20 protein-coding genes are annotated in these 19458 nt (G+C 70.6%); 6 read left to right on the plus strand and 14 right to left on the minus strand.

Going from position 1 to position 19458, the window contains the following annotated elements; all coding sequences use genetic code 11:
- Positions 1–33 precede the first annotated feature (33 nt).
- From AN478_RS14775 to AN478_RS11240, 5 genes are all read right to left on the minus strand, one after another.
- A complete protein-coding gene (locus AN478_RS14775) occupies positions 34–672 on the minus strand; it encodes a hypothetical protein (protein WP_054966690.1) in 639 nt (212 codons plus the stop codon).
- A 75-nt stretch (positions 673–747) separates the two neighbouring features.
- Positions 748–1107 (minus strand): EF-hand domain-containing protein, encoded by a 360-nt coding sequence (locus tag AN478_RS11225; RefSeq protein WP_054966691.1) that lies wholly within the window; start codon positions 1105–1107, stop codon positions 748–750.
- Between the two features lie 435 nt (positions 1108–1542).
- Positions 1543–4212 carry an aminopeptidase N gene (pepN, locus tag AN478_RS11230; RefSeq protein ID WP_054966692.1) on the minus strand — a complete coding sequence of 890 codons (2670 nt, stop codon included), beginning with the start codon at positions 4210–4212 and terminating at the stop codon, positions 1543–1545.
- A 20-nt stretch (positions 4213–4232) separates the two neighbouring features.
- Positions 4233–4649, minus strand: a complete 417-nt coding sequence (locus AN478_RS11235) for a secondary thiamine-phosphate synthase enzyme YjbQ (protein ID WP_054966693.1) — start codon at positions 4647–4649, stop codon at positions 4233–4235.
- A 433-nt stretch (positions 4650–5082) separates the two neighbouring features.
- Positions 5083–5334, minus strand: a complete 252-nt coding sequence (locus tag AN478_RS11240; RefSeq protein ID WP_054966694.1) for a hypothetical protein — start codon at positions 5332–5334, stop codon at positions 5083–5085.
- Positions 5335–5457: 123 nt separating this feature from the next.
- On the opposite strand from AN478_RS11240, the gene AN478_RS11245 reads away from it, so the two are divergent.
- Positions 5458–6183, plus strand: a complete 726-nt coding sequence (locus tag AN478_RS11245; protein ID WP_054966695.1) for a hemerythrin domain-containing protein — start codon at positions 5458–5460, stop codon at positions 6181–6183.
- A 6-nt stretch (positions 6184–6189) separates the two neighbouring features.
- On the opposite strand, the gene AN478_RS11250 is transcribed toward AN478_RS11245, so the two are convergent.
- From AN478_RS11250 to AN478_RS11265, 4 genes are read right to left on the minus strand one after another with little or no spacing between them, the layout of a single operon-like run.
- Positions 6190–6660, minus strand: coding sequence for a potassium channel family protein (locus AN478_RS11250; RefSeq protein WP_054966696.1), 471 nt, complete (start codon positions 6658–6660; stop codon positions 6190–6192).
- Positions 6657–8636 carry a transglutaminase TgpA family protein gene (locus AN478_RS11255; protein ID WP_074471245.1) on the minus strand — a complete coding sequence of 660 codons (1980 nt, stop codon included), beginning with the start codon at positions 8634–8636 and terminating at the stop codon, positions 6657–6659. The genes AN478_RS11250 and AN478_RS11255 overlap by 4 nt, the downstream gene beginning before the upstream one ends.
- Positions 8633–9598, minus strand: a complete 966-nt coding sequence (locus AN478_RS11260) for a DUF58 domain-containing protein (RefSeq protein WP_054966698.1) — start codon at positions 9596–9598, stop codon at positions 8633–8635. Before AN478_RS11260 ends, AN478_RS11255 begins: the two co-directional genes overlap by 4 nt.
- The gene (locus AN478_RS11265; RefSeq protein ID WP_054966699.1) at positions 9598–10551 is read right to left on the minus strand and encodes an AAA family ATPase; all 954 of its coding nucleotides are present in this window, start codon (positions 10549–10551) and stop codon (positions 9598–9600) included. Before AN478_RS11265 ends, AN478_RS11260 begins: the two co-directional genes overlap by 1 nt.
- Positions 10552–10674: 123 nt before the next feature.
- On the opposite strand from AN478_RS11265, the gene AN478_RS11270 reads away from it, so the two are divergent.
- The 5 genes from AN478_RS11270 to hemH all read left to right on the plus strand — a co-directional run bounded on the left by AN478_RS11270 (position 10675) and on the right by hemH (position 15148).
- Complete coding sequence (locus AN478_RS11270) at positions 10675–11241, plus strand: RNA polymerase sigma factor (protein WP_082433047.1); 567 nt, start codon at positions 10675–10677, stop codon at positions 11239–11241.
- Positions 11242–11278: 37 nt separating this feature from the next.
- Positions 11279–11950, plus strand: a complete 672-nt coding sequence (locus AN478_RS11275) for an anti-sigma factor family protein (RefSeq protein WP_054966701.1) — start codon at positions 11279–11281, stop codon at positions 11948–11950.
- Between the two features lie 50 nt (positions 11951–12000).
- Positions 12001–12471, plus strand: a complete 471-nt coding sequence (locus AN478_RS11280) for a hypothetical protein (RefSeq protein ID WP_054966702.1) — start codon at positions 12001–12003, stop codon at positions 12469–12471.
- 144 nt (positions 12472–12615) lie between these two features.
- On the plus strand, positions 12616–13917 hold the full coding sequence (locus tag AN478_RS11285) for a tetratricopeptide repeat protein (RefSeq protein WP_054966703.1): 1302 nt from the start codon (positions 12616–12618) through the stop codon (positions 13915–13917).
- Positions 13918–14032: 115 nt separating this feature from the next.
- The gene (gene hemH, locus AN478_RS11290) at positions 14033–15148 is read left to right on the plus strand and encodes a ferrochelatase (RefSeq protein ID WP_054966704.1); all 1116 of its coding nucleotides are present in this window, start codon (positions 14033–14035) and stop codon (positions 15146–15148) included.
- A gap of 137 nt (positions 15149–15285) precedes the next feature.
- Here hemH and AN478_RS11295 read toward each other — a convergent pair whose 3' ends face one another.
- From AN478_RS11295 to AN478_RS11315, 5 genes are all read right to left on the minus strand, one after another.
- A complete protein-coding gene (locus AN478_RS11295) occupies positions 15286–15666 on the minus strand; it encodes a group III truncated hemoglobin (protein WP_054966705.1) in 381 nt (126 codons plus the stop codon).
- 9 nt (positions 15667–15675) lie between these two features.
- A complete protein-coding gene (locus AN478_RS11300; protein WP_074471244.1) occupies positions 15676–17298 on the minus strand; it encodes a BCCT family transporter in 1623 nt (540 codons plus the stop codon).
- Between the two features lie 144 nt (positions 17299–17442).
- On the minus strand, positions 17443–17823 hold the full coding sequence (locus tag AN478_RS11305; RefSeq protein ID WP_054966706.1) for a DUF423 domain-containing protein: 381 nt from the start codon (positions 17821–17823) through the stop codon (positions 17443–17445).
- Between the two features lie 70 nt (positions 17824–17893).
- Positions 17894–18346 carry a peptide-methionine (S)-S-oxide reductase MsrA gene (gene msrA, locus AN478_RS11310; RefSeq protein WP_054966707.1) on the minus strand — a complete coding sequence of 151 codons (453 nt, stop codon included), beginning with the start codon at positions 18344–18346 and terminating at the stop codon, positions 17894–17896.
- 37 nt (positions 18347–18383) lie between these two features.
- A complete protein-coding gene (locus tag AN478_RS11315; RefSeq protein ID WP_054966796.1) occupies positions 18384–19430 on the minus strand; it encodes a M14 family metallopeptidase in 1047 nt (348 codons plus the stop codon).
- Positions 19431–19458 lie beyond the last annotated feature (28 nt).

Consider the following 19458-nt stretch of genomic DNA (forward strand, 5'->3'; position numbering starts at 1 on the left):
CTGCACCGCTCTTGGGCCGGCAACGGCCGGCCGCTAATCCATGCCGTTGGTCTGGCGCTCCCGCTTGCGCTCCATGTCTCCACCGTGATCGGCCTCGAACCGGGCGAACTCGCCCTCGTCGAGGTTGCCGTCGCCGTCCACGTCGTACTCCTCGAAGCGCTCGGAGAGCAGGGCGGGGCCTTCCTGGGCCTCCTCCATGCTCACGACCCCATCGCCGTTGGTGTCGTAGCGCTCTATCCTGTCGCCCTCCGCCACCTGCTCGGCGTAGTCGTCCCTGAACTGGGCGAACTCGTCCCGGTCGAGGGTCTGATTCTCGTCCAGGTCGTATTCCTCGAAGTTGCCGTATAGCTCCTCGGGCCCGTACTCCTCCGCCTCGGCGGCACTGATGTTGTCGTCGCCGTCGACGTCGTAATCGTCGAAGCCGAGCAGCCCGGTTTCCTCGAAGCGGGCGAACTCCCCGGGAGTAAGGGCGCCGTCGCCGTCCTCGTCGTAGGCCTCGAACCGTTCCGATAGAACCTCGTAATCCGCCGCCTTGGCCTCGTCCAGGCTGATCACCCCGTCACCGTCCCGATCGTAGCGCTCGAACTGGATATCCTGCCCTGCTGAAAGCGCCGTGCCGTAGGCGCCCACGAGAAGGGCCACCACCAGGGCGAGGCTCCGTTTCCGTTCCATAGCGAACACCTCTGCGGATGCGTGCAAACGGGCGGTGGGGCCCCGCGGCCCCACCGCAATGGCCGAGCGGGACGGTTACATGCCGCCGCCGTCCTGCTCCATGCCACCGCCTTCCTGGCGTTCCATGCCACCGCCTTCGTGGCCTTCCATGCCGCCCTCCTTCTCGCCGGTCTCTTCCGCTTCGAAGCGGGCGAACTCGCCCTGGTCCAGGGCGTTATCACCGTCCTGGTCGTAGGACTCGAAATTTTCGGACAACTTCTCGGTGCCGGCCTCCTTGGCCTCCTCCATGCTGATCTTGCCGTCTCCGTCCTTGTCGTATTTCTCGAACTTCTCGGTTCCGCCCGCATGGCCCTCTTCATGCATCTCGGCCTGGACGGCCCCGGCGGAGCCGATCAGCAAAGCGGCTACCAGGGCTAGGCTACGATTGGCTTGCATGACTGGAATTCCCCTTGGTCGTGGTTGCAATGCCGTCGAGGGGCTGGATCGCCCCCCGTTACCCCTTCCCTGCCAAGGTCGTGCCAGGTGGCCCGTGCGCGGGGATTACAGCCGTCTCCGCCACCGGCGCGGCGGGACAGGGCGGGCCCGGGCCGGCCCGGGGTCAAATTTTTCGACACGAACGGTTCGTACCAGACCTCCGGAGGTTCCCTTAGGAAAAAGGGGCCGGAAGGGCTCGGATGCGGGATCCGGGAACGCGAACGGGGGAAAGGAGGCGGAAGGGAAAGTGGAATCGGCAGCGGCTTCAAGAACCCACGGAGCGTGGGCAAGGGAACGGCCCCCGAGGGCGCTCATGCGGGAAAACCCCGCCCTGTTCCCTGGAAGACAGGGCGGGGACCGTAAGATTTTTCGACATCCCGACGACCACCGGCTGGCTCAGCCGTTCTCCTCGGCGCCCAGGCTCTTGGTAACGATCTCGAAGGTATCCCGGGAGAGCTGCGGATCCTGGCGGATGCGCTCCAGCTGCTCGCGCATGAGCCGCTGCCGGGCCTCGTCGTAGCGCCGGAAGCGGCTGAAGGCCCGGGCCAAGGCGGCGGCCATCTGCGGGTTGATGCGGTCCAGGCGCAGCACCTGATCGGCGAAGAAGGTATAGGCCTCACCGTCCGGGGCATGGAACCGGTAGGGATTGCCGCGGGCGAAGGCGCCCAGCACCGCCCGCACCTTGTTGGGGTTCTTGAAATTGAAGGCGGGGTGCTCCAGCAGGCGACGGATTCCCGCCAGGGTGCCGTAATGGGGGGAGGTGGCCTGGATGGCGAACCACTTGTCCATCACCTCCGGCTCGTCCTTCCACTGGGTGTAGAAGGCCTCCAGGGACTCGGCAGTGCCGGGGACGTCCTCCGCCACCATGGGCCGCAGCGCGCCCAGACGGTCGGTCATGTTGGTGGCTGTGTGGACCTGCTCGCGAGCGGCCTCGATCCCCTCCCCGACGCCGCCCGCCACCAGGTAGGCCAGCGACAGGTTCTTGAGACGCCGGCGGGCGATGGCCCCCGGATCGGGGCGATACTCCCCCCCTTCCTGGTTGGCCTGGTAGCTGTAAAGAAAATCGTCACCCAGGGCCTGGGCCAGACGGGCGCGGGTGAAGCGACGGGCCTGGTGGATGGCCTCCGGATCCACCGGCCAGTCCATCAGGTCGGCCAGATAGCCCTCGTCGGGCTGGGTCAAAGCCTCTGCCACCAGGGCCTTGTCCCCGGCGTCCCCGCGTAGCAGCCCCCCGAAGGCCTCCACCAGGGTTTCGTCCAGGCGCATCTCATCCCCGGCCTGGTAGGCCGCCACCCCGCGGAAGAGGCTACGGCAGGCCAGCTCCTGGCCCGCCTCCCAGCGGGTGAACAGATCCTCGTCATGGGCCAGCAGGAAGGCCAGATCCTGGTCCCGGTGGTCGTGCTCCAGGCGCACCGGGGCGGAAAAGCCCCGCAGCAGGGAGGGAACGGGGTCCTCCCCCACGCCTGTGAAGGTGAAGGACTGCTCCGCCTCCCGCAGCTCCAGCACCCGGGTCGTCCCACCCGGCTCCTCGCCCTCCATCCGGAGCGGCAGGGCGTTGCCCGCCCGGTCCAGCAAGCCCACCGCCACCGGGATGTGCATGGGCTGCTTGTGGGCCTGCCCCGGGGTCTCGGGCACCTCCTGGCGGACGTGCAGGGTGTAGGTGGCCGCCCCCGGATCGTGCTCGGCGTCCACGAACAGCCGCGGGGTGCCGGCCTGGGTGTACCACAGCCGGAACTGGCTCAGGTCCCGGTCGCTGGCCTCCTCCAAGGCGCGCACGAAGTCCTCGGTGGTCACCGCCCGGCCGTCGTGGCTTGCGAAGAACAGGTCGGTGCCACGCCGGAAGTCCTCCGGGCCGAGCAGGTGGTACATCATGCGGACCACCTCCGCGCCCTTCTCGTAGACGGTGGGGGTGTAGAAGTTGCTGATCTCGATGTAGGAGTCCGGCCGCACGGGGTGGGCGGTGGGCCCGTCGTCCTCGGGGAACTGGGCGGTGCGCAGCCGGCGCACGTCCTCGATGCGCTGCACCGGGGCCGAGTAGCGGTCCGCGGAGAAATGCTGCTCGCGGAAGACGGTGAAGCCTTCCTTGAGGGATAGCTGGAACCAGTCGCGCAGGGTGACCCGGTTGCCCGACCAGTTGTGGAAGTACTCGTGGCCGATGATGGCCTCGATGCGCTGGAAGTCAGCGTCGGTGGCGGTCTCGGGCTTGGCCAGGATGGCGCTGGTGTTGAAGATGTTGAGGCCCTTGTTCTCCATGGCCCCCATGTTGAAGTCCTCCACCGCCACGATCTGGTAGACGTCCAGATCGCACTCCCGGCCATAGGTGGCCTCGTCCCAGGCCATGGCCTCCTTCAGGGAGCGCATGGCGTGGTCCACCTTGTCCTCGTTGCCATGCTCCACGTAGATGTGCAGGGCCACCTGCCGACCGCTCATGGTGGTGTAGCTGTCGGCCACGCGGGCCAGATCGCCGCCCACCAGGGCGAACAGGTAGGAGGGCTTGGGGAAGGGGTCCTCCCACTGCACCCAGTGCCGGCCGTCGGTGAGGGTGCCGGCGCCGATGCGGTTGCCGTTGGACAGCAGCACCGGGTAACGCTGCGCGTCGGCCACGATGGTGGTGGTGTAGCGGGCCATGACGTCGCTGCGGTCGGGGAAGTAGGTGATGCGGCGGAAGCCCTCCGGCTCGCACTGGGTGCAGAAGGTGCCGCTGGACTTGTAGAGGCCCTCCAGGGCGGTGTTCTCCTGCGGCCGGATGCGGGTGGTCACCTCCAGGGTGAACCGCTCCGGGACCTCCGGGATGGTCAGGGACTCCGCGTCCAGCGCGTACTCCCCTTCGCCCAGGGGCCGGCCGTCCACGGCCACCTCCAGCAGCTCCAGCTCGCGGCCGTCCAGGACCAGAGGGCCGGCCTCGATCCGCTCGGGGTTGGCCCGCACGGTCAGGCGCGAGCTCACCGTGGTCCACTCCTCCCCCAGCTCGAAGCGCAGCTGCACGGTATCCACCAGGTGGGCGGGAGGGGTGTACTCCGCCAGCCGGACGGGCCGGGGAGACTGCTGCTGTCGGCTATCGGCCATGGGGGATTCCTTCCTGTTGCTTATTCGCCCTGCACCGTCACGGTCACCCGGCGCCGGAAACCGGCGTAGCGGTGCTCCCAGAGGTAGACCCCCTGCCAGGTGCCGAGCACGCAGCGGCCCTCGGACACCGGCAGGGTGACCTCCGTGCTGGTGAGGACGCTGCGGATGTGGGCCGCCATGTCGTCGGGGCCCTCCAGGTCGTGGCGGTAGGCCGGGTCCCCGTCCGGCGCCAGTCGCTCGGCGATGGTTTCCAGGTCCCGGCGCACGGTGGGATCGGCGTTCTCCGTGACGATGAGGGAGGCGCTGGTGTGGTGCTGGAAGACGTGGCAGGTGCCCACCCGGCACCCGGCATTCCGCACCACCTCCTGGATGCGGTCGGTGATCTCGTAGGTACCCCGCCCTTCCGTGGCGACGGTAAGGAGCTCCTGGACCACCATGCTGCCGTCCTCCCGTTTCCGGTTGCGTGGAAAGCGGGACAAGGTACCCCGAACGGATGGGAAACCAAAGGGGTGGGGCTAGCCGGACGCGACCTTCAGAACCATTGGATCACGCCCAGGCGGAAACCGAAATCGGGGGCACCGTCCGAGAGGCCGACGAAGGCCTAGCTGGTGAGCGTCCGGCTGGAAGAGAGTGGCCCGAAGCCCCAAGAACGTCTCCACCGACGCATCCCGGCCACGCCCAGAGCCACCTTTCGGGGCCAGGCCGGCCGCCGCCCTTTTCATTCCGGCCGCAATCGCCCCGCCACCCGGGGACACGGGCCGCACGGGCCGGAAACGGTAAGGCTCCTCTCCCGACCCATTACGCCGCCCACCGGGCGCGGTCAACGGCGGGAGGAGGCTCGGCGGCTGGAACTTGAGGGAACGGGCGGGATCAGGCGTCCGGGGCGGGCAGACCCCGCTTCTCCCGCTGTTTCTCCACCAGCATGAGCAGCGGCTTGAGGTTGATCTTCTCCTGGGCGGTCACCTGGGGGTCCTCGTAGATGGCGTGCCGCCCCAGACGTTCCACCTCCAGAAGCTCCTCGTCGCTGAGGGCGTCGAAGGAGAAGTCCCCGTTGCCGTCGGCGTACTTCTCCTCCAGCTGGTCGAAATAGTCGGCGAGGGCCGGGCGGTAATCGTCAGCCATGGCTTTGCTCTCTGGATGGGTAGGGGTAGGCTGAACCGCACTTCCCGGGGAGGCCATCGGCCTCCGGAAAGACGGGATCCTGTTCACGGGAAGCAAGGGTAGACCGAAACGGAGCGAGAGACCATGACCGCAGCCGATCAGCCCCATACCCTGGACCTCCGCGACGAATCCCGGCCCCGCATGGCGGCCCTGGCTGGCGTCCAGCAGAGGGAGGAGGGCCAGACCCTGGAGCTCCTCTTCGCCGAGGAGCCCAGCCTGCTCATGCAGGCGGTGGCCCTCATGATGCGCAACCGCTTCCACTGGGAGGTCGCCGAGGCCGACCACGGCACCTGGCGGGTCCGGGTGGTGGACCGCGATGCGGTGGAGCCCGACTCCCTCACCGAACTGCTCTCCCGGGACCACGAGCGCCTCGACCGGCTGTTCGCCATTGCCCTCCAGCACGCCAACAAGGGCGAGGTGGACGCCGCCCTGCCGCTGGTGGAGTCCTGCTACCAGGGCCTGCGCCGCCACATCTACTGCGAGAACGACGTCCTCGCCCCCCACTTCGGCATCCCGGAGGAGAGCCCCCACGGCGACCCCACCAACACCATGCTCCACGAGCACGACAACATCCTGCAGGAGCTGGCGGAGATCCGGGAGATGGCCAGCCTGGGCGAGGCGGCCGACGCCTCCATGATCGCGGCCCTCATGGGCATCCTCTCCGGGGGGCTGGCCAAGCACGAGGGGCGCGAGGAGCAGAACCTGTTCCCGCAATGGGACGCCGCCCTGCGCCGCGAGCCCGCCCCCGGGCTGCTGGAGCGCGCCAAGGGGATCCTCAACGGCGCGGAGGACGACCGGCTCCCCGAGTGAGGCGATTCAGGAACCGTTCCAGTACCGCTGCATGACGAGGTAGGTGAAGGAGGCGGACCAGGTGATCAGCACCAGGCCCGTGATGGCCTCCAGGCCAACCAGCAGTCGGACGGGGCCCTGGGGGACCATGTCCCCGAAGCCCACGGTGGTGTAGACGGTGGCGGAGAAATACAGATGGTCCATCAGGGTGGCGATGCCCACCTCCGGACTGCGGGCCACGATCGTTCCCAGCCCCGCGTCATCCGGGACGAGGAAGAAGGCCGTTCCGAACAGCCCCACCTCGACGGTGTGGAGCAGCAGCAGGGAGAGCACCAGAACCACGATCCGCGGCCGGGGCCGCCCCGGGAGTCGATCGAGGCCGTTCGAGAGGGCCCGGAGGCCCTCGTAATGGAGGAGCACGCACAGGCCGGGCACCAGGGCCGTCAGCCCCGCCACCACCCCCCACGGGAAGGCGTCGGCCACCAGCCCCTGGATCATCCCTGGCCCTCCCCGGCTGCCTTCGGCTTCCTGGGGACCCGCACCTCGGCCACCCTACGCCGCAGTTCGCGCAGTCCCTCCGGTGCGCCCTCCAGCGTATAACGCAGGCGGATGTAGGCGGAAATGGCCCGGCGGATCGCCTCGGCCTGGTCCGGCAGGGCCGCCGCGGCGCGCTCGCCGAAGGCCGCCGGCCCCTCCGCCGGGTGGCGCCGGAGCCCGGCCCGGGCCAACTTGCGCTCCAGGCGGGCGAAGGCGGCCACGGCGGGCTCCCGGCGGGTGCGCCCCCGCCAGAGCACCAGCCCGGCCACCAGTCCTCCGGCCAGGACCAGGCCCGCGGCGAGGCCGGCCACCATGCGCGGCCAGTCGCCGAGGCCGAACCTCCCCAGGACGTCCCGCTGCACCTGCGCGTCGTAGCCCAGCACCCAGCGGTTCCAGGCGGTCTCCAGGGCGTCGAGGCGGAACCGGACATCCCGCAGCCAGCTCCCCTCCGAACGGGCCATATCGGGTACCGGGTCCTCCTCCGGAACCGATCCCGCCAGCCCCTCCTCCGCCCGGGCCGGCGAAACGGCCACGGTGGGGTCGACCCGCACCCAGCCCTCCTCCGGCAGCCATACCTCGGTCCACGCATGGGCGTCGGACTGGCGGACGATCAGGTAGTCCCCGGCCGGGTTGGGCTCGCCGCCCAGATAGCCCGTCACCACCCGGGCGGGCACCCCCGCCGCCCGCATCAGGAAGGCGAAGGCGCCGGCGTAGTGGCCGCAGAACCCCCGGCGGTCCTCGAACAGGAAACCGTCCACCCAGTTTTCCCCGTAGGCCGGCGGCTGCAGGGTGTAGGCGAAGTCCTGCCGGCGCAGGTGGGCGAGGGCCCGCCGCAGCACCTCCCCGGCGTTCGCCGCCTCCCGCCGCCACTCCTCGGCCAGGGCCCGGGCGCGGGGGTGGGCCTCTTTGGGGAGGCGGAGGTGGCGGTCCCGCGCCTCCCCGGAGAGATCCTCCCGCAGCCCCGCATGGAGGCGGGAGCGCATGCGGTAGCGGGTCACCTCCCGCACCGGCTCCTCGGTGCGTAGCACGGCATTGCCGTTGCGGCGGGCCCCGCCCGGATCCCGCGCCGGCAGATCCAAAGCGAACAGCCACCTGCGGGAATGGGGCTCCAGCAGCACCCGGTAGTCCAGCTCCGAGCCCGCCTCCCCGCCGAGCTCCGGCGGATCCTCCGAGGCCGCCGCGGGGCGCCATTCCCGGCCGTCGTAGGCGGCCAGCACCGGGCCCCGCCAGTAGCGCTGGCCGGGGGGCGGCGGGGCATCGGCAAAGGTGGCCCGGAACGCCACCGCGTCGGAGCGGCTGAGCTGACTAACAGCCCCCGGCGCCAGGCGGTCGTCCAGGCCCGTCACCGCGCTCCCCTCCTCGGGCAGCCCCAGCAGGGGGCCGTCCAGACGCGGGAAGAGCAGGAACAGCACCGCGGCCACCGGCACAGCCTGCCCCACCAGCCGCGCCGCCAGGCCGGCATGGGCCCAGGGCGACTCCTCCTCCGCGTCCCGCCCGGCCGCCACCAGCAGGGCGGTGAGCACCCACATCCCTCCCAGGAGGTAGGCCACCGTCCAGGGGGCCTGGGAGAACAGGAACTGGGCGGCCAGCAGGAAGAAGCCCAGGTAGAGGAGCACCAGGGCGTCCCGGCGGCGGCGCAGCTCCAGGAGCTTCAGGCCGCCCATGGCCGCCAGCAGGGCCACGCCCGCGGCCAGATCGGCCAGGGTGCCGAAGGCCGCCCAGACGCCGGCCGTCCCCCCCAGGGTCAGGCCCGCCAGCAGCCACCGGGGCGGCAGGCCGCGGCCGGTGCGGGCGATCCACAGGCGCAGCAGGCCGGCCGCCGCCACCCCGCCGGTCACCCAAAGCGGCAGGTGGGCCAAGTGGGGGACCAGGACCCCGCCCAGCACCGCCAGCAGGGCGGTTACCATGGCCGTGGATATGGCCGGTACGCGGCTCATGCCGGGTGGTACGCCAGGGCGGCAAGGCAGCGATGACGGTGGTCCGGGCCCCGCCCCGGGGGGATCTCCTCCCCCGGCAGGCGCAGCCCGTAGGGGCGGCCCTGGTGCTCGGCGTCCAGGATCCAGCGGGTCAGGCGCGCCAGCCGGGCCTCCGCATCCAGCCCCTCCAAGGCCGCCCAGTCCAGCCACACGGGACTCACCGCCGCCCCGGCGAACACCTTGGTGTGCGGATCCTGCCCGCGGGCCACCAGCCGCCAAGCCACATGCCGCGTCGGATCCCCCGGCTGGTAGCGCCGCAGGCCGCGAAAATCCTCGTCGCCATCGCCCGCCGCCCCCTCCTCCGCCTCGCCGGCCGCGGCGGTTCCGCCCGCGGGCTCCGGAACCGCGCCATCTTCCGGGCGGGGATAGACCACACAGCCCCAGTCGGGCCGCACCCACGACCAGGCCTGGAACAGCCGGGTGGGGAAGCGGCTCCCCACCACAAAGCGCCCCACCCGCAGGTAGCCCCGGTTCGGGGCCGGTACCTCGAGGACCAGCTTGCCGCCCCCGGAGGGCGCCAGGTCCACCGCGGGGCTCTCCCGCGCCTCGCGCAGGAGGAACAGCCCCGGGCGTCGCCGCCCGTCCCGGTCTCCCAATTGCACCCGGAAGCGGGCCACGCCGCCGGCGAAGACGGGCTCCGCCTCCGCGCCCAGAACGCGCAGGCCCAAGAGGTTGCGGAAGGTATGGAGCAGGGCGGCGTTGGCCGTCCCGGCCAGGAGGAAGGCCAGCAGGTAGGCCATGCTGTTGCCGTAGTTCACACCCGCGAGCCAGACGGCCGCCAGCAGGGCGGCGAACCCCATGCCCGCGCGGGTGGGAAGGATGAAGATGCGGCGGTAGGTGAGCCGGACGGTGGCCCCCTGCAGCCCCATGCGCCGGTCCACCAGACGGTCCACCAGCCCCCGCAGCAGGCGCGGCGTCCGCATCAGGGGATGGCCACCTCGTCCAGGACGGCGGCGGCGTGGGCGTCGCCGGACTGCCCCTCGGCGGCCCCGGCGGGGTGGAGCCGGTGCCCGGCCACGGCGGGGAACACGGCCTGGACGTCCTCGGGGAGCACCGCCTCCCGGCCGTCCACCAGGGCCCAGGCCTGCGCCGCCCGCAGCAGGGCCAGGCCGGCGCGCGGGGAGAGACCGCTGCGGAAGCGCCCCGCCTCGCGGGTGTGCCCCAGCAGGGCCTGGATGTAGTCCAGCAGCGGCGGGGCGGCGTGGACGCGGGGCACGGCCTCCTGCAGGCTGGCCAAGTCCTCCGGCGCCATGACGGGGGCCATCCGCTGGACCAGCGCCCCGCGGTCCTCGCCCTCCAGCAGCTCCCGCTCCGCCCGGGCGTCCGGGTAGCCTAGGGTCAGGCGCAGGAGGAAGCGGTCCAGCTGGGACTCGGGCAGGGGGAAGGTCCCGATCTGGTGCAGGGGGTTCTGGGTGGCGATGACGAAGAAGGGCTCCGGCAGGGGCCGGGTCTCCCCCTCCACGGTCACCTGGCCCTCGCCCATGGCCTCCAGGAGGGCGCTCTGGGTCTTGGGGGTGGCGCGGTTCACCTCGTCGGCCAGCACCATCTGGGCGAACAGCGGCCCCTGGTGGAACACGAAACCGCCGGTGGCCCGCTCGTACACCGAGGCGCCGATGATGTCCGCCGGCAGCATGTCGCTGGTGAACTGAATCCGCTGCAGGTCCAGGCCCACTAGGCGGGCCAGGGCGTGGGCCAGGGTGGTCTTGCCCACGCCGGGGAGGTCCTCGATGAGCAGGTGGCCCCGTGCCAGCAGACCGGCCACGGCCAGCCGGACAGCCTCCTCCTTGCCCAGCAGGACCTGGTTGACGCCATCGAGGAGCGCGCGCAGGGGCGCCTCCTCGACGGGAGCCGTTCCTTTCGATGCGATGCCGGACATGCCGCGGACCTTTCCACTATGCGGGAATTCGGGGCGGGACACTGTCCCCGGACCGAAGCCCCGAATGTACCTTTTCCTCCGGACAGGTGGAACCATCCGCCGACGGCGGACGTGTAGGGGGATATGAACGCACCGAAGCCCAGGAACGACGTGCGGGGGGACACGGCGGACTTCGATGCCCTGGTCCGTCCCCACGTGGACCACCTCTACCGCCTGGCCTTCCGCTTCACCGGCAGCCGGGAGGAAGCGGAGGACCTGGTCCAGGACCTGCTGGTCAAGCTCTACCCCCGGACCGGGGAGCTGGCCGCGGTGGAGGATCTCCGTCCCTGGCTCACCCGGGTGCTTTACCGCATGTTCGTGGACAGCCACCGCAAGCGGACGCGCCGCCGAGTGGTACCCATCGGCGAGGCCCGGGAGGAATCGGAGGGCGACCCCTCCGACCAGGTGCCCAGCGACACCCCCGGTCCCGAAGAGGAGACCGAGACCCGGTACACCCGCGCCCGCCTGCAGAACGCCCTGCGCCGGCTCGGTGATCACCACCGGGCCGTGGTGGCCCTCCACGACATGGAGGGCTACACCCTCGCCGAGCTGGAGACCTTGCTGGAAGTCCCGGCGGGCACCCTGAAATCCCGGCTACACCGTGCCCGCGCCCGTCTGCGGGAGCTGCTCGACGCAGATGGAACCCTTTGAGGCCGCGGGACGTGCTAGGGGGTAGGAGATAAGCAAGATGCAGTGCGACAACGCCCGAGAACATATCGACGACTACCTGGACGGCGCCCTCGACGGGCCCCTCCTCGGGGAGGTGGAAGGCCACCTGGACGGCTGCCCCGCATGCGCCGACCGACTCGCCGAGGCCCAGACCCTGCGCCAGGCCCTGCGGGACCTGCCCGTACCCGCGCCCTCCCGGGACCTGGTGGCCGGGGCGCAGGAACGCGCCGAGCGGGGCCACCGGGGGCGCGTCACCGCCCTGGCCGGCACGGCGGGCCTGGCGGCCAGCCTGCTGCTGGCGCTGGGGGCTTGGCTCTTCCAGCCCGCCATGCACCCCGGCCCCGCCCCGGCGGAACAGGGGACGGCCACCGTGGCCCTCACCCCCGGCCAGGCGGAAACGGTGAAGCTGCTCGTGCGCAGCTCCCGGCGGGTGGAAAGTGCCGACCTTTCCATCGAGCTTCCGGAGGGCCTGGAGCTGGCGGGTCGGCCGGGACGGGCCCGCCTGCGCTGGCGGGCGGACCTGGAGCCCGGCACCAACCTCCTGGAGCTGCCGGTGGTGCTGCGCGGGGCCCGGGAAGGGCGCCTGAAGGCCGCGGTCCGCTACGGGGACCGCCAGCAGCGGCTCGAACTGAGCATCGTTCCCCGCAGGTCCCCGGAGTCCAGCCGGGCCCCGGGCCTGCGGCAAACCTGAGACGACAAGCGTCGGGACCTACCGACAAACCCAAGAGGGAGGAAACCACCATGCGCAATCCCACCATGACCGCCGCCATCGCCCTGCTCGCCGCCGGTATGGCCGTCCCCGCGCAGGCCCAGGAAGAAGGGGCCGAGGTGACCATGGACGTGGTCGAAGAGGGCGCCACCGGCGAGGAGGTGACCGAGTCCGTGTCCAATTCCATCGAGCTGCCCGAGGAGGCCGCCGAGCAGGCCCGGGCGCGCGGGGAGAACGGCGACGGCGAGCGGGCCGAGGAAGGCGAGACCATGGGCATGGATACCGAAGCCCGGGGGCTCGCCGAAAAGGCCCAGGATGGCGGCATCGAGAGCGAGGACGCCCGGGAGCTCGCCGACGAGGCTCGCGAGAACGCCCGCGAGATGAAGCGGGAGCAGGAGGAGCTTCGCGAAGAGCACAAGGAGGCCCGCGAGGCCGGTGAGGTCGGCGACCTCCAGGAGGAGGCCGAGGGGTACAAGGAGCAGACCCGGGAGGGGATGCGGTAAGGCCCATCCGGTTTCTTACGGGGTAACCCTTACGCATCGGCCAGCGAGCTGGCTAGAATGCGGGCAAGCGGCCCGCCGGCTCCACCGGCGGGCCGCTTGCCGCCTTACCGACCGCATCCTTGCGCGAGAAAAAGGGGACCACGCATGGCCACGAGGGCCCACCGGTATCTGCCGGTCCTTCTCGTTCTCTCCCTGCTTTTCCCAGTCGCCACCCAGGCCGCATCCGGCTCCGAGTCCTTCCAGAAGGGGGTCGCCGCCTACCGGGCGGACCGCCTGGAGGAGGCCCTGGCCCATTTCGAGGCCGCCCGGGACGCGGGCCTGGACAAGCCCTCCCTGTACCACAACCTGGGGACCGCCTATTACCGGTTGGGCCGCTACCCGGAAGCCCGCCGGGCCTTTCAGCGGCTTCTGGACGATCCGGGCTCCGCGGCCCTTGCCCATTACAACCTGGGGCTGGTGGCCCGGAAGCTGAACGAGCCGGAGACGGCCCGAGAGCACTTCCGTGCCGCCCTTCGCTCGGCCGATAACCCCAAGATCCAAAGGCTGGCCGCCGACCAGCTCCCGGAGCGGGAGACTACCCGCGCCGACCGGTCCCCCTTCTCCGGTCTCGTCTCCCTGGGCGGCGGCTACAGCGACAACGTCACTCTCCAGCCCGACGACGGCCCCATCACCAGCGGCCAGAGTGACACCTTCCTGGAGGCGCTCGCCGCCGGGACCTATCAGCTGCAGGGGGACCCCGACCACGGCCTGCAGCTCAAGGCCAGCGCCCTGATCCTGGACTACGCCGACCGCAATACCTTCGACCAGACCTACCTTCGCGCTGGCCTGGAATGGGACCGGAGCTCCGGACCCTGGGCCCTGGATCTGGCCGCCTACGGCGACTGGATCACCCTGGGAGGCGACCCCTTCGAGCGGGTGGTCACGGGAGAAGTGGACGCCCTACGGGCGGTAACCGCCACCCAGGACCTGCGCTTGCGCTACCGTCTCAGCCTCGTGGACGGGGCGAACCGGTTCGAGCACCTGTCCGGAACCCGGCAACGGGCCGGCGCCGAATGGCGATACGACAGCGAGGCCTATGGCCTGGAGACGGGCTACGAGCTGGAGTACAACGACCGCGACGACCTCCCCGACGCCAGCGTCTCCCCTATCCGCCACCTGGGGTATCTGGAGACCCGCTGGAAGCTGGCCCGGTACTGGGAGGTGGACCTCGCCGGCTCCTACCGGTTCAGCCGCTACCAGGACCCCCATCGGACCCCGGCCGGGGAGGTCACCCGCGAGGACACCCGCATCCGTGGCGAGGTGGGCCTGTCCCGCCAGCTGCCCTGGAAGCTTTGGGCCAATCTGGAGTACCAGTACACCCGCAACGACTCCAACATCGATTTCGCCGATCCCAACTACGAGTACGAGGCCAACGTCTACGCCATCCGGGTGGAGCGGTTCTTCTAGCTCACGGCTGCCCCTTCGTCCCGGGCCGGGGCCCGGGCCTTCTTGTGCAACGCCGGAACGGTACAATGGGGGCCGTCTTGCCACCGTCGGGGCACCGCCCCAGCAAGGGAGAACCATGCCGCGCTTCAAGGGGGAACCGGACTACCGCCACGGCAGCCCGGAATGCACCGGGGTGCTGCTCACCAACCTGGGCACCCCGGATGCCCCGGACTCCCCGTCCCTGCGCCGCTACCTGCGGGAATTCCTGTGGGACCCCCGGGTGGTGGAGGTGCCCCGCCCCCTGTGGTGGCTCATCCTGCACGGCGTCATCCTGCGCACCCGGCCGGCCCGCTCGGCGGAGGCCTACCGCCAGGTGTGGGACACCCTCGGCGAGGGCTCGCCCCTGCTGGCCGTATCGCACCGCCAGCAGGAGGGCCTGCAGGCGCGGCTGGAGGAGCGGTTCAAGGGGCCGGTGAAGGTGGCCCTGGGCATGCGCTACGGTCGGCCCTCCCTGGCGGAGGGGCTGGCGGAGCTGAACCGCGCCGGCGCCCGGCGCATCCTGGTGCTGCCCCTGTACCCCCAGTACTCGGGCTCCACCACCGCCTCCACCTTCGACGCCGTCACCACGGAGCTGCAGAGCTGGCGCTGGGTGCCCGAACTGCGCTTCGTGCAGCACTACCCCAAGGACCCCGGCTACATAAAGGCCCTGGCCGCGAGCGTCCGCGAACACTGGGCCGCCCACGGCGAGCCCGACCGGCTGGTGATGTCCTTTCACGGCGTGCCCAAGCGCTACCTGCTGCAGGGCGATCCCTACCACTGCGAATGCCAGGCCACGGGCCGGCTGCTCGCCGAGGAGCTGGGCCTCGAGGAGGGGCGCTGGCAGGTGACCTTCCAGTCGCGCTTCGGCCGGGCGGAGTGGCTGCAGCCCTACACGGACGCCACCATGCAGGCCCTGCCCGGAGAGGGAGTGAAACGGGTGGACGTGATCTGCCCCGGCTTCCCCGCCGACTGTCTGGAGACCCTCCAGGAGATCAACGACGAGAACCGGGAGTACTTCCTTGAGGCGGGCGGCGAGGAGTTCCACTACATCCCGGCCCTGAACGACCGCGCCGACCACCTGGACGCCCTGGCCGACCTGGCGGCACGCCACAGCCGGGGCTGGCCGGAGCTGGAGGACTGGGAGCCCCGGCGCGCCGAGGCGGAGGCCAAGGCCAGCCGGGAGCGGGCCCTCGCCCTGGGCGCGGATCGGTAAGGGAAAGCGCCCCTGCCCCCCCGAGCTGGTCTGTACCCCCGGTGGGAGCCCGCTTTAGTCGGCGATCCCCCGATCAGCTCCGAGGTTGGCACCCGGTGCGCCCGCTAAAGCGGGCTGTACCGGAGACCGCCTTGGCCCTACCCCCGCACCACGTTGGCGCGGAGCTTGTCGGCCACGGCCGTGGCCATCTGCCGCCACTGCGCCGCCAGCTCCGGCTCCAGGTGCTCGTCCACCGTCGCACCGAACAGCTCCAGCCAGCGGTCCAGCAGCCGATTCGTGATCCCCAGCCCCTGGTGGGCACCGATCATGTCCACGAAGGGCGGCTCCTGCATGCGGCCGCCCATGGCCAGCCACCAGTAGCCGATGACCTTCTCCTCGTGGGCGGCCTTGTCCGGGATGCCGGTGAAATAGGGGCCCAGCTCGGGGTCGGCGCGCAGCCGCTGGTAGAAGTCGTGGACCACGGCCTCCACCCGGGCGTAGCCGATCTTGTCGCACAGCGGCTCGAGCTTGCGGACCATGGGCCCCTCCTATTCCCGGGGCTCGGAGGAGTTGGGGCCGTATTCCCGCTCGGTGCCGAGGGGCACGCCGCGCTCCTGCCAGGGGCGCAGGTCCACCCCCTGCTGATAGACGTAGTGCTGCATGCCCTTGATCAGGGTGTAGCCCATGATCAGCAGCAGGATGCCGAAGGGGAAGCCGGTGGTAATGGCCGCCGTCTGCAGGGCGGTGAGCCCGCCGCCGATCAGCAGAACCGCCGCCACGATGCCCTCCGAGACGGCCCAGAACACCCGCTGGGTGGTGGGCGGGTTGGCCTTGCCGCCGGCGGTGATGATGTCGATCACCAGCGAGCCCGAGTCGGAGGAGGTGACGAAGAAGGTGATGACCACCAGGGTGGCCAGCAGGCTGGTGATGACAGCCAGCGGCAGGTGGTCGAGGAAGGCGAACAGGGAGCGCGCCACGTCCTCCTGGGCCACGGCGGCGATGCCGCCCTCGCCCATCATCTCGATCTGCAGGGCGCTGTCGCCGAAGATGGTCAGCCACACGAAGGTGACCAGGGTGGGCACGAACAGCACCGAGGCGATGAACTCGCGGATGGTGCGGCCGTAGGAGACCCGCGCGATGAACATGCCCACGAAGGGCGACCAAGCGATCCACCAGCCCCAGTAGAACACCGTCCAGTCGTTCTGCCACTGGGTCTGGGTGTAGGTCTCCGTCCAGGTGGCCAGGGTGGGGAAGTTCTGCAGATAGAAGCCCAGGTTCTCCACGAAGCCGTTGAGCAGCAGCAGGGTGGGGCCCACCAGCAGCACGAACAGTAGCAGAAGCCCGGCGATCACCATGTTGGTCTCGGAGATGCGCCGGATGCCCTTGTCCAGGCCGGAGACCACCGACACGGTGGCGATGGCGGTGATAATGGCGATCAGCACGATCTGCACGGGCAGACCCTGCTCCAGGCCGAACAGGTAGTTCAGGCCGCCGTTCACCTGCTGCACCCCCAGCCCCAGGGAGGTGGCCACGCCGAACAGGGTGGCGAGGGTGGCCAGGATGTCGATCACATGGCCCGGCCAGTCGTAGATGCGCTCGCCCAGGACCGGGTAGAAGACGGAGCGAATGGACAGTGGGAGGCCGCGGTTGAAACCGAAGAAAGCCAGGCACAGGGCGACGAATGCATAGATGGCCCAGGCATGCAGGCCCCAATGGAGGTAGGCGATGCCCATGGCGTCCTGGGCGGCCAGCACCGTCTCGGCCTCCGCGTTGTGCGGGCTCAGGGGCGGGTCGACGTAATGCAGGATGGGCTCGGCCACCCCGTAGAACACCAGGCCGATGCCCATGCCCGCCGAGAACAGCATGGCGAACCAGCCGATGTAGCTGAACTCGGGCCGGGCCTCGCTGCCGCCGAGGCGGATGTGGCCGAAACGGGTGAACAGCAGGACGAACATGAAAATCAGCAGCGCGTTCACCGCCAGGACGAAGAACCAGCCGGTGTAGGTGGCGATGGTGCCCTGGACCGCGCTGAACACCTCCTCCGCGATGTCCACATTGGCGATGGTGACGACCACGAACAGCACGATCAGGGCCACGGCAACGAAGAACACCACCGGGTTCAGGTCGATGAACGGCTCGCCCCGCCGGTTTCGGAGCACCAGGTTCTGCATGGACACACGCCTCCTGCTTCCGGGCCGTCCCGGCCCGGCCGAACGGTTGCCGGCCCTTCCGGTCCGGACTTCCGCAATTGCCAGTAGGGGTTACGGGACTCTATCAGCCCCGCCCCTGCCCGACCAGCAAGGGGCAGGCAAGGGTCAGGGCGCGCGCCAAGCCCCCACGGCGAGGAGCAGCCAGGAGACGATGAAGGCCGTGCCGCCCACGGGGGTGATGGCCCCCAGCCAGCCGGGACCGCCCAGGGCCAGACCGTAGAGGGTGCCGGCGAAGACCACGATCCCAGCGAGCATCACCCAGCCGGCGGCTCGCAGCCAGGGGGTGGGGCCGAGGCTCAGGACGACCAGCCCGATCAGCGCCAACCCCAGGGCGTGGTAGAAATGGTATTCCACCGCGGTGTGGAACACCTCCAGAAGGCGGGCACTGAGGCGATCGCGCAATCCGTGGGCGGCGAAGGCGCCGAGCATGACGGCCAGGGCGCCGTTGAGCGCCCCGAGGAGCAGGAATAGCCGGCCTGCGGGCATGGGTCCTCCTTTTGTGTGGTGGCGGAAACGGCCGGTCCGATTCTCCCCCATCCGAGGGGGCACCTTCCCCTCAGGCCATCCCCCGCTTCTCCAGGTAGCGCTGGTGGTACTCTTCGGCGGGGTAGAAGGCTTCGAAGGGCACGATCTCGGTGGCGATCTCCCCCCGAAAACGCTGCTGGGCGCGCTCCCGCGAGGCCCGGGCGGCGGCCTCCTGGTCGGCGTCGTGGTAGAAGATTACGCTCCGGTACTGGGTGCCCACGTCCGGGCCCTGCCGATTCACCTGGGTGGGGTCGTGGACGGACCAGAACACCTCCAGCAGGTCCTCGTAACTGACCCGTCCCGGGTCGTATTCCACCTGCACCACCTCGGCGTGCCCCGTGCGCCCCGTGCACACCTGCTCGTAGGTAGGCTCCGCGGTGGTGCCGCCGCTGTAGCCCACCGTTACGTCGGTAACCCCTTCCACGCGACGGAAGGCGGTCTCCACTCCCCAGAAACAGCCTGCGCCGAAGGTTGCCGTCGCCATGTTGGCCTCCTTGGTCCAGTTCGACGGAAACGATCCGTCACTCCACGGGCGGCAGGCGCTCCATGAGGTAGCACAGGCAGTCCTGCCGGATGATGTCGGGATCGTGGCTCAGCATGGAGGGCATCACCGGCAGCCGGGTGCGCAGCTCGCCCCGGTCCAGGGTGAAATAGCGCTCCTCCACCCGCGCTCCCCGTTCGTCGTGGGCGACCACGTAGTCCCCCGCCCGTTCGCCGCTCCCGCGCACCTCGGCCAGGCCCGTGCTGGCCGGCAGGTCCCGGAAGTTGAGCCGGTCCAGGTCGTCGCGGAGCACCAGCTCGCCGCCCTCGAAGCCGAAGCCCACCCCTTCGCGCACGTTGACCGTGGCCACCGTATGGTAGAGGTCGTAGTCGTGCGGGGCCACGCGGTCCGCCGGGATATCCCGCAGGTGCAGGGCGGCCTCCACCAGCTCGGCGGCGTGGGCCGCACCCTCGGGCTGCCCGGGGCGGCCGCACTCCACCGTGGTGGCCGGCGCCAGGTCGGCGAAGGCGTTGGACTGCACGCTGTCGGGCTGGGTGAAGTAGACCACGGTGCGGCTGAACAGGGTGGCAAGGTGGAGGAAGCGGTGGTCCAGGCGATTGATGCAGGCGTAGTGGGGATTGCGGCCCGTGTTGTTGTGGATGTCGATGCTGGCGAACACCCCCCGCGCCGCCATGCGCTCCCGCACCCGGGCCGCCAGGGCGTGCTCGGGGGTACCCCCGCCCCGCCAGACGCGGTTGTAGTCCGGCTGGCCCGGCAGGTGCCGCCGGCCGCGGCGGGCCGCCGCCACGTTGCCCACGAACAGGCTCAGCGCCCGGGGCAGCGGTTCGCCGCCGAGGTCCCGCAGCACCCGCTGCAGCGCCTCCCAGCCGGTGGTCTCGTTGCCGTGCAGAAGCACCGATACGAACAGCGCCGGCTCCCGCCGGCCCGGCAGGTGGATGAGGGCGGGCCCGCCCAGGGCCTCCGCCAGCTCGTGGGGCCCGCGGTCCAGCAGCCCCGCGGGCAACCCCTCGTACTCCCGGAGCTCGGGGGATGCCGGATTCGTGGCCCGGCTTGCCTCCGTGTCCACCACTGCTTCCCTCGTTTGGGTTGGTCCC

The sequence above is a fragment of the Thiohalorhabdus denitrificans genome, from assembly GCF_001399755.1.
Classification (GTDB): domain Bacteria; phylum Pseudomonadota; class Gammaproteobacteria; order Thiohalorhabdales; family Thiohalorhabdaceae; genus Thiohalorhabdus; species Thiohalorhabdus denitrificans.

Excerpts from the sequence above, each read along its gene's own strand:
- AN478_RS11235 (WP_054966693.1), bottom strand. The coding sequence starts at position 4,649 with ATGGTGGTCCAGGAGCTCCTTACCGTCGCCACGGAAGGGCGGGGTACC.
- AN478_RS11245 (WP_054966695.1), top strand. The coding sequence starts at position 5,458 with ATGACCGCAGCCGATCAGCCCCATACCCTGGACCTCCGCGACGAATCC.
- AN478_RS11265 (WP_054966699.1), bottom strand. The coding sequence starts at position 10,551 with ATGTCCGGCATCGCATCGAAAGGAACGGCTCCCGTCGAGGAGGCGCCC.
- AN478_RS11275 (WP_054966701.1), top strand. The coding sequence starts at position 11,279 with ATGCAGTGCGACAACGCCCGAGAACATATCGACGACTACCTGGACGGC.
- pepN (WP_054966692.1), bottom strand. The coding sequence starts at position 4,212 with ATGGCCGATAGCCGACAGCAGCAGTCTCCCCGGCCCGTCCGGCTGGCG.
- AN478_RS11280 (WP_054966702.1), top strand. The coding sequence starts at position 12,001 with ATGCGCAATCCCACCATGACCGCCGCCATCGCCCTGCTCGCCGCCGGT.
- AN478_RS11240 (WP_054966694.1), bottom strand. The coding sequence starts at position 5,334 with ATGGCTGACGATTACCGCCCGGCCCTCGCCGACTATTTCGACCAGCTG.
- AN478_RS11225 (WP_054966691.1), bottom strand. The coding sequence starts at position 1,107 with ATGCAAGCCAATCGTAGCCTAGCCCTGGTAGCCGCTTTGCTGATCGGC.
- hemH (WP_054966704.1), top strand. The coding sequence starts at position 14,033 with ATGCCGCGCTTCAAGGGGGAACCGGACTACCGCCACGGCAGCCCGGAA.
- msrA (WP_054966707.1), bottom strand. The coding sequence starts at position 18,346 with ATGGCGACGGCAACCTTCGGCGCAGGCTGTTTCTGGGGAGTGGAGACC.
- AN478_RS11300 (WP_074471244.1), bottom strand. The coding sequence starts at position 17,298 with ATGCAGAACCTGGTGCTCCGAAACCGGCGGGGCGAGCCGTTCATCGAC.
- AN478_RS11260 (WP_054966698.1), bottom strand. The coding sequence starts at position 9,598 with ATGCGGACGCCGCGCCTGCTGCGGGGGCTGGTGGACCGTCTGGTGGAC.
- AN478_RS14775 (WP_054966690.1), bottom strand. The coding sequence starts at position 672 with ATGGAACGGAAACGGAGCCTCGCCCTGGTGGTGGCCCTTCTCGTGGGC.
- AN478_RS11305 (WP_054966706.1), bottom strand. The coding sequence starts at position 17,823 with ATGCCCGCAGGCCGGCTATTCCTGCTCCTCGGGGCGCTCAACGGCGCC.
- AN478_RS11270 (WP_082433047.1), top strand. The coding sequence starts at position 10,675 with ATGAACGCACCGAAGCCCAGGAACGACGTGCGGGGGGACACGGCGGAC.
- AN478_RS11285 (WP_054966703.1), top strand. The coding sequence starts at position 12,616 with ATGGCCACGAGGGCCCACCGGTATCTGCCGGTCCTTCTCGTTCTCTCC.
- AN478_RS11255 (WP_074471245.1), bottom strand. The coding sequence starts at position 8,636 with ATGAGCCGCGTACCGGCCATATCCACGGCCATGGTAACCGCCCTGCTG.
- AN478_RS11295 (WP_054966705.1), bottom strand. The coding sequence starts at position 15,666 with ATGGTCCGCAAGCTCGAGCCGCTGTGCGACAAGATCGGCTACGCCCGG.
- AN478_RS11250 (WP_054966696.1), bottom strand. The coding sequence starts at position 6,660 with ATGATCCAGGGGCTGGTGGCCGACGCCTTCCCGTGGGGGGTGGTGGCG.